Annotated in this window: 7 protein-coding genes and 4 tRNA genes; 7 read left to right on the forward strand and 4 right to left on the reverse strand. The window is 67.9% G+C overall.

The window, feature by feature from the left end; all coding sequences use genetic code 11:
• Positions 1 to 858, forward strand: an 858-nt coding sequence (locus ABZ260_RS41710) for a tyrosine-type recombinase/integrase (protein ID WP_355628809.1), incomplete at its 5' end; no start/stop codon positions are given.
• Positions 859 to 1,103: 245 nt separating this feature from the next.
• Here ABZ260_RS41710 and ABZ260_RS41715 read toward each other — a convergent pair.
• Positions 1,104 to 1,179: transfer RNA gene (locus ABZ260_RS41715), tRNA-Lys, on the reverse strand.
• A gap of 116 nt (positions 1,180 to 1,295) precedes the next feature.
• On the opposite strand from ABZ260_RS41715, the gene ABZ260_RS41720 reads away from it, so the two are divergent.
• On the forward strand, positions 1,296 to 1,919 hold the full coding sequence (locus ABZ260_RS41720) for a 3'-5' exonuclease (protein WP_355555748.1): 624 nt from the start codon (positions 1,296 to 1,298) through the stop codon (positions 1,917 to 1,919).
• Positions 1,920 to 1,989: 70 nt separating this feature from the next.
• Here ABZ260_RS41720 and ABZ260_RS41725 read toward each other — a convergent pair whose 3' ends face one another.
• Entirely contained in the window at positions 1,990 to 3,147 is a 1,158-nt protein-coding gene (locus ABZ260_RS41725; protein ID WP_355628812.1) for an acyl-CoA dehydrogenase family protein, read from the reverse strand.
• A gap of 119 nt (positions 3,148 to 3,266) precedes the next feature.
• Between ABZ260_RS41725 and ABZ260_RS41730 the strand changes: the two genes are divergently transcribed.
• Positions 3,267 to 3,695 carry a PspC domain-containing protein gene (locus ABZ260_RS41730; protein ID WP_350927700.1) on the forward strand — a complete coding sequence of 143 codons (429 nt, stop codon included), beginning with the start codon at positions 3,267 to 3,269 and terminating at the stop codon, positions 3,693 to 3,695.
• Position 3,696: 1 nt separating this feature from the next.
• On the opposite strand, the gene ABZ260_RS41735 is transcribed toward ABZ260_RS41730, so the two are convergent.
• On the reverse strand, positions 3,697 to 4,992 hold the full coding sequence (locus ABZ260_RS41735) for an MFS transporter (protein WP_355628814.1): 1,296 nt from the start codon (positions 4,990 to 4,992) through the stop codon (positions 3,697 to 3,699).
• Positions 4,993 to 5,160: 168 nt separating this feature from the next.
• Complete coding sequence (locus ABZ260_RS41740; protein ID WP_355555754.1) at positions 5,161 to 5,511, reverse strand: metallopeptidase family protein; 351 nt, start codon at positions 5,509 to 5,511, stop codon at positions 5,161 to 5,163.
• A gap of 35 nt (positions 5,512 to 5,546) precedes the next feature.
• Between ABZ260_RS41740 and ABZ260_RS41745 the strand changes: the two genes are divergently transcribed.
• The 4 genes from ABZ260_RS41745 (at position 5,547) to ABZ260_RS41760 (ending at position 7,509) form a co-directional block, all read left to right on the forward strand.
• On the forward strand, positions 5,547 to 7,061 hold the full coding sequence (locus ABZ260_RS41745; RefSeq protein WP_355628817.1) for a metallophosphoesterase: 1,515 nt from the start codon (positions 5,547 to 5,549) through the stop codon (positions 7,059 to 7,061).
• Between the two features lie 92 nt (positions 7,062 to 7,153).
• Positions 7,154 to 7,226 (forward strand) — tRNA-Glu (locus tag ABZ260_RS41750).
• A 106-nt stretch (positions 7,227 to 7,332) separates the two neighbouring features.
• Positions 7,333 to 7,407, forward strand: a tRNA-Asp gene (locus tag ABZ260_RS41755).
• Positions 7,408 to 7,435: 28 nt separating this feature from the next.
• A tRNA-Phe gene (locus ABZ260_RS41760) sits at positions 7,436 to 7,509 on the forward strand.
• Positions 7,510 to 7,803 lie beyond the last annotated feature (294 nt).

The raw sequence follows: 7,803 nt of genomic DNA on the forward strand, positions 1-7,803 counted from the left end.
GCCCACGCCGCACGCTCGGACGGCGTTCGGGCGGCGGGCCGTGCGGCGGCGCGCCGCGGCGCCGCCTTGACCTACCGGCGCAAGCGGGCGGTCTTCCATCACGTCCTGGAGTACGCCGTGGAGCTGGGTGAGCTTTCGGCGAATCCGATCCACAAGGTCAAGTTCCGCAAGGTCAAAACCGGCGGCGAGATCGATCGTCGGTCGGTGGTCAATCCGGAGCAGGCTCGTCAGCTGTTGATCGCGGTGACCTATGCGGGCCGTACCTGTGGCCAGATGATGGCGGCCATGTTCGCCTGCATGTACTTCGCCGGTCTTCGCCCGGCTGAGGCGGCCGGTCTGCGCAAGGCGAACTGTGAGCTTCCGAAGACGGGATGGGGCATGCTCACCCTGGAGAAGAGCCGGCCGGAGAGCAACAAGCGTTACACCGACTCGGGGGAGTCCAACGACGAACGAGGGCTCAAGCACCGTGACGAGAAAGCCACGCGGGCCGTGCCGATCCCTCCGGAGCTGGTGGCCATCCTGCGCGAGCACATCGAGCGGTACGGCGTCGCCGAGGATGGCCGGCTGTTTCGGACTCGTACCGGCCAGACCTTCCCCGGTTCCACGGTCTCGATGGTCTGGAAGCAAGCCCGGTCCTACGCCTTCACGCCTGACCAGGTCGCCTCACCGCTGGCGCGTAGGCCGTACGACCTGCGGCACGCGGCGGTCTCGCTCTGGCTGAACGCGGGGGTCCATGCACCGGAGGTGGCGGAGCGGGCGGGGCATGGAGTGGACGTGCTTCTCAAGGTCTACGCCAAGTGCATCGACGGCCAACACGAGGTGGCCAACAAGCGGATCTTGGAAGTGCTCACGACATGACATTCTCAACAGCAGGACACGAAGGACTCCGGGTAGCCCTCGGGGTCCTTCGTCGTGTCGGCTACCGTGGCCCCGGAACCGCTCGGCGAGCTTCCGAAACCTCTGAGCTGACCTGGGGAAACGTTGTCGATCCCATTCCGCGTATATTCCGGGACCGGTGGCAGACGGCTGCGTCTGGCTGCATAGGCGGAGAAAGATCGCCAGGAACGTAGGCCCAGGTCAGAGCCTACGTTCCTGCTCGCGGGTGGTAGGGCGCCTGGGACTCGAACCCAGAACCTACGGATTAAAAGTCCGCAGCTCTAACCATTGAGCTAACGCCCCGCAGGTGACAGCGTACCGAGGATAGTGTCCACTAACGTCCGTCGCCAGGCCCATTCGCGGTCACCTGTTTGCGGAACGGCAGGTGGAGGGCGAGAGCGGCTCCTAGAGTGGCGGGCATGACGAGCTCGGGGCTTGAGCCCGCCCGCAGTGCACATGTCTCCACGCGGCAAGGGTATGTCGTGGTCGACGTGGAGACCACGGGTTTCTCGCCTTCCAGGGGCGACCGGATCTGCGAGATAGCGCTCATCTCGCTGAACGCCCAGGGCGAGACCGTCGACGAGTGGCACTCGCTGGTCAATCCGAGGCGGGGCACCGGGGCCGTGCACGTCCACGGCATCACCGGCGCGATGGTCGCGGGCGCGCCGGTGATCGAGGAGTTGCTGGACGAGGTCTGGCAGCGGATCGCCGGCCGGGTCCTGGTGGCCCACAACGCCTCCTTCGACCTGCGCTTCCTGCGGCACCTGCCCGGCAGCGAGTGGGTGACCGAGACCCTGTGCACGCAGCGGCTGGCACCGGGCTTCATCCCCGACGGCAGGTGGACGCTCGCCGCCTGCTGCGAGCGCGCGGGTATCCCGCTCCTCGGGGCCCACGCCGCGCTGGCCGACGCCCGCGCCACCGCCGAGCTGCTCCGGTTCTACCTGCGCACGGGAGTCTCCTGGGCGGAGAAGCTGGAGCGGGCGGCCCAGGCCCCCGAGTGGCGCTCCTGCGGCCTGCCCCAGCGCCACCCCCGCCGAAGGTAGCCCGAGCGCGCCGGACACGGGCAGAGCGCGTGTCCGGGCCCTGCGGGACCTTCGGACGCATGCGGAAGCGTCAGCGGTAGGCGGGGATGCCGGTCAGCGCCTCACCGAGCACGAGCGTGTGGATCTCCTGGGTGCCCTCGTAGGTCAGCACGCTCTCCAGGTTGTTCATGTGCCGGATCACCGGATACTCCAGCGTGATGCCGTTGCCGCCCAGGATGGAGCGTGCCTGGCGGGCGATGTCCAGGGCGGCGCGGACGTTGGCGAGCTTGCCGAAGCTGACCTGGCGGGGGGTGAGGGTCCCCGCGTCCTTGAGGCGGCCCAGATGGAGCGCGGTGAGCTGTGACTGTCCCAGGCCGACGTACATCCACGCGAGCTTCTCCTGGGTCAGCTGGAAGCCGCCGATGGGCCTGCCGAACTGGACGCGGGAGGTGGAGTAGTCGACTGCGGACTCCAGGCAGGCGCGGGCCGCCCCCACCACGCCCCACAGGATGCCGAAGCGCGCCTCGGACAGGCAGGACAGCGGGCCCTTCAGGCCGCGCACCCCGGGCAGTACGGCTGAGGCGGGCAGGCGGACGTCGTCGAAGTAGAGCGACGAGGTCACCGAGGCCCGCAGGGACATCTTCCGGTGGATCTCCGGGGCGGTGAAGCCAGGGGTGTCCGCGGGCACCACGAAGCCGCGGACGCCGTCCTCGGTCTGCGCCCAGACCACCGCGACGTCGGCGATCGAGCCGTTGGTGATCCACATCTTGGCGCCGTTGAGTATCCAGTCGCCCGAGGGGTCCAGCTTGGCGTGGGTGCGCATGCCGGCCGGGTCGGAGCCGTGGTCGGGCTCGGTCAGGCCGAAGCAGCCGATCGCCTCGCCCGCGGCCATCCGGGGCAGCCACTCGTCCTTCTGCTCGGCGGAGCCGTACTTCCAGATCGGGAACATCGCGAGCGAGCCCTGCACGGAGACGAACGACCGCAGTCCGGAGTCTCCCGCCTCCAGCTCGCGGCAGGCCACCCCGTACGAGACGGCGTCGAGGCCCGCGCAGCCGTACCCCTGAAGGTGCATGCCCAGCACGCCGAGCGAGCCGAGCGCCGGGGCGAGCTCGCGGGCGGGGAAGGTGGCCTCCTCGAACCAGTCGCCGATATGAGGGAGCACCCGGTCCGCGACGAAGTCCCGCACGGTGTCGCGGATGAGTCGCTGCTCCTCGGAGAGCGTGTCGTCGATACGCAGGAGGTCGTCCATGGGTTTTCCTCTCTGTTCGGCCCTGTCAGGGTATTGCCGAGCCGAACAGGGTGGATGTCAGGGTCGCGCCAGGGGAAGTCCCGATGTGATGAGGACCCGCCACGGGGCAGTCTTAATACATGAACGAAAACGACTTTTCCGGCGTCAAGCAGCTCCGCAGGACCAGGGACGGGCGCATCATCGCCGGTGTGGCCTCCGGCCTCGGACGCTACATCGGGGTGGACCCCAACATCATCCGCGCGGCCCTCGCCGTCGCCACCTTCTTCGGTGGTCTCGGGGTGGCGGTCTACGCGATCGGCTGGGTGCTCCTGCCCGAGGAGAACAAGGACAGGTCGGTCCTCCAGGACCTGATCGACAAGAACAAGGACAACCCGATCTGGGTGGACGCCAAGACCAAGGCCGAGCAGGGCTGGGCCAAGGCCACCAGCCAGCACCGCGCTCCGCACCAGCAGGCCCCCGAGTATCCCCCCTACCAGGCTCCCCAGCCCCCTTCGGCCCCGTACGGCACGGTGCCGCCGCGTAGCGACGACCCCCGCACCCAGGGGTGAGTCAGGAGTTCGCCTCGGCGCGAACCCTCTCGATGATCTCCCTGCGGGATCCCCTCCAGAGCACGGCCAGCGCGGCCGCCACGGCGAGTCCGGTCGCGCCGGCCAGTGCCACCACCATCTCGGGGCCGAGGTGGTCGGCCGCGGCCCCGCCTACCAGGATCCCGACGCCCTGGGAGGCCAGCAGGCCCGACTGGACCAGCCCGAATGCCTGTCCCCGCCGCTCGGCGGGGACGCACTGTACGAACGCGGCGTTGGCCGCGAGTTGGTAGGCCCCGCCCAGCCCCGAGACGAACCAGAGCAGCAGCACTACGGGCAGCGGCGGCTGCGCCGCGCACAGGATCAGCGGCGCGCAGGTCAGCATCGCCATCCAGCCCATCGACCGCAGCCGGTTCGACGGGCTGACGTAGCGGCTGAACAGGAACGCGCCGACGACGGTACCGGTGGGCATGGCCCCCATCAGCAGACCGGTGACCAGGGAGAGCTGCCGGGGATTTCCGGTCAGCTCACCGGCGTACGGGGCCGCGATCCCCTCGGGGAGCACGTAGAAGCCGCAGAGCCAGGCGAAGAGCACCAGCGTCCGTAGCCGGGGGTCGCCGAAGACCAGCCTGGCGCCGGCGCGGGTCATCGTCCACATCGAGGGCCGGCTCTCGTCGGCGGAGATGGGGGCGGGACGCCGCCGTACGCCCGAGACGATGATGAGCGCGGAGGCCAGGTAGGTCGCCGCGTCCAGGGCCAGCGCGCGGTACGGCCCCATTCCCATGATCAGGAAGCCGCCGACGGCGAAGCCGAGCATCTGCGCGCCCTGATTGGTCATGTTCTGCAGGGCGGAGCCCGCGACGTAGCGGTCGCCCGTGAGCAGCTCCGGCAGGAGCGCCGCCCGCGCCGCCGAGAACGGCGCGCTGAGCAGCACCACGCAGAAGACCAGCGCGCACAGCATGACGAACGAGGTGCCGGGGATCGCCATGAGCGCGACCAGGAGGGCCCTGAGCACGTCACAGACGAGCATGATGCGCCGGCGGGCGTGGCGATCGGCGAGTCCCGCGAGGAGCGGCCCGCCGATGATCGGTGGCAGGTAGGTCAGGGCATAGACCGACGCCGTGGCCAGGGGCGAGTCCGTCCGCTCGAAGACCAGGACGGACAGCGCCACCCGGGAGAGCTGGTCGCCGAGGAGGGAGAGCCCCTGGCCGATCCAGAGCGCGCGGAACTCGCCGATGGCGATGACCTCGCCGTAGGTCGCTTGGCGTTCCGCCGGACGGCGGTGCCGCCCGGGTAGTCGGCCGGACTTGGTCGCCGCCATAGGACTCCGCTGAGCTCGCAGGCACACTGACTGTGGGTGTTCACTGTGTAACCTACGGTGCCTGCTATAGGGCCGACGCGCAACCGAAAGCAATCAAGCGCATGCAAACCGTAATGATAAGCTGTGATATTTCAGGAACGGGGGTTTTGGTGTGTTGTACGGGGCTAGTTACCAGCCCAGCTCGTGCAGCCGGTCATCGTCGATGCCGAAATGGTGGGCGATTTCGTGGACGACCGTTATCTGCACTTCTTCGATGACCTGCTCCTCGGTCTCGCAGATCGAGCAGATCGGCCTGCGGTAGATCTCGATCCGGTCGGGTAGCACTCCTGCGTACCAGTCGCCACGTTCGGTCAGGGGAATGCCGGTGTAAAGACCCAGAAGATCTGGTTCGGGCGGGTCGTCGACGACGACGATCACCACGTTGTCCATCACTTTCGTCAGCTCGGGGGGAATGGTGTCCAGAGCCTCGGCCACAAGCTCCTCAAACTTCTCCCGCGAGATCTCGATCACACCTGTCATTCTGCCCCGGTGTTCCCGGGGCGAGGTGGAGGCCCATGAAATTCGCTGATTGGACCCAGAGGACCCGTCGGCTCGCCACTGGTCGCGCGGGCAGGCGGATCGCCCGCACCACGGCCGTCGCCGCCGTCGCACTGGCGGGTGCGTGGCTCGGCATCATGCTCGGTGGGGCGGTACGGTCCAATGTCGGTCCGGTGGAGCTCGGTCTGTCCGCCGAGCCCTCGTGGACCGGGGAGACCGTGTTGGATGCTCACCCTTTCGGCACACTTCTGTTCGACACGCACAACGCCCCGATCGGCCTCCGGGTGACCCTGGAGAACATCAACCCCGACCGGGCACGCGGGTTCCTGGACGACCCCAGGTTCTCGGCTGACCGGCTCCCCGCGCTCCTGGAGGAGGAACTGGGCAACGGAGTCAGGACGCTGATCGTGCGTGCCGCCTTCTGCGGCCTGGCGGGCGCCCTGGTCACGTCCCTGATCGTCTTCCGCCGCCCAGGACCTGCCCTCGCGGGCACGCTGGGCGTCGCCGTCGCGATCGCCGGCACGGGCGCCGCCGTCGCCCTGACCTTCCGGCCGGACTCCGTGGTGGAACCCAAGTACACCGGCCTGCTGGCAGGTGCTCCGACGCTGGTCGGCGACGCCGAGTCGATCGTGACCAGGTTCGAGTCCTACCGGGTCCAGCTCGCCAAGCTCGTCAACAACGTCTCCCAGCTCTACGACGTCGTCTCCGCGCTGCCGGTCTATGACGCCGACCCCACCTCGATCCGGATACTGCACGTCTCCGACATCCACCTCAGCCCCATCGCCTGGAACCTCATCCGCTCGGTCACCACCCAGTTCAAGATCGACGCGATCATCGACACCGGCGACCTGACCGACCACGGCACCGGCCCCGAGGACAAGTTCGTCGAGGAGATCGGCACTTTCGGCGTCCCGTACGTCTTCGTCAGGGGCAACCACGACTCCATGACCACCCAGCGGGCCGTAAGCAGGCAGAAGGGCGCGGTCGTCCTCGACGACTCGGCCAAGACCGTGGCGGGGCTGCGCGTCTACGGCCTGGGCGACCCCCGGTTCACCCCCGACAAGTCCGTCTCCGTCGACTCCAACCTCGAATCCCTCGACGCGCTGGGCCGCTCCCACGCCACAAAGCTGGCCCGGCTCCCCAAGCAGGTCGACCTGATCGCCGTCCACGACCCGACGATCGCCAAGGGGTTCTCCGGCGCGGCTCCGATGATCCTCACCGGCCACTCGCACGAGCGATCCACCGAACTGCTGCCCTCCGGCAGCCGCCTCCTGGTCCAGGGGTCCACCGGCGGCGCCGGGCTGCGAGCCCTCGAACACGACGAACCCACCCCCGTCGCGGCCTCGGTTCTGTACTTCGACGCCGATACGCACCGCCTGAGGGCCTGGGACGACATCACCCTGGGAGGGCTCGGTGAGCAGTCGGTTCAGATCCAGCGTCACGTTGAGACCGAGCCTGGCCGTACAATTTCTCCTGTGCCGACGATTGCCCCGTCTCCAACGGGGTCCATCACCGTCACACCGACGCCGTAGGCCGGAAAGCCGCTTTGGCAACGGGGCAAAAGTCCCCTATGCTTCAGAGGTCTCCAGCGGAGCACGGCGAAGGAACGGGACGCGAGTCCCGAGCCCCCATCGTCTAGTGGCCTAGGACACCGCCCTTTCAAGGCGGCGACACGGGTTCGAATCCCGTTGGGGGCACCGGCAGAGCCAAGGCTCGCCAGGGAAACGGCAGGTCGAAGACCTCCGAAGAACTGGTAGGCTGGCAAAGCCAGAAAGGCCGGGGACAAAAGCCCCAGCCAAGCAAGGTCCTGTAGAGCAGTTTGGAGTGCTCGCCACCCTGTCAAGGTGGAGGTCGCGGGTTCAAGTCCCGTCAGGACCGCTCAGGTAGGTGTTCGATCCACCACCAAGGTCAGGTAGCTCAGTCGGTACGAGCGTCCGCCTGAAAAGCGGAAGGTCGGCGGTTCGACCCCGCCCCTGACCACAACAACTGAGCAGCACAAACGCCCCGAGCCAATCATGGCCGGGGCGCTTTTCGTTGTGCTTGACGACAACGGTGACGACAACGCGCTTTTCATTGAGGGAGCGAGTAATGGGCTGGCGGCTCTTACGACGTCGAGAGGCGCGTCTGTCGGCTCAGGACGCAGTGCGTTATCTGATGGGCCGAGGGTTCATCGAGATACGAGCCACGACGCACATCGTGCGTCGAGAGCTGCAGGGGGAGGACCTCAGTAGCCCGCTCAGCCGCATCGACCGCATAAGAATGATCGCCGACATC

Origin of the sequence: Streptosporangium sp. NPDC006013 (genome assembly GCF_040614275.1) — a bacterium.
Classification (GTDB): Bacteria; Actinomycetota; Actinomycetes; order Streptosporangiales; family Streptosporangiaceae; genus Streptosporangium.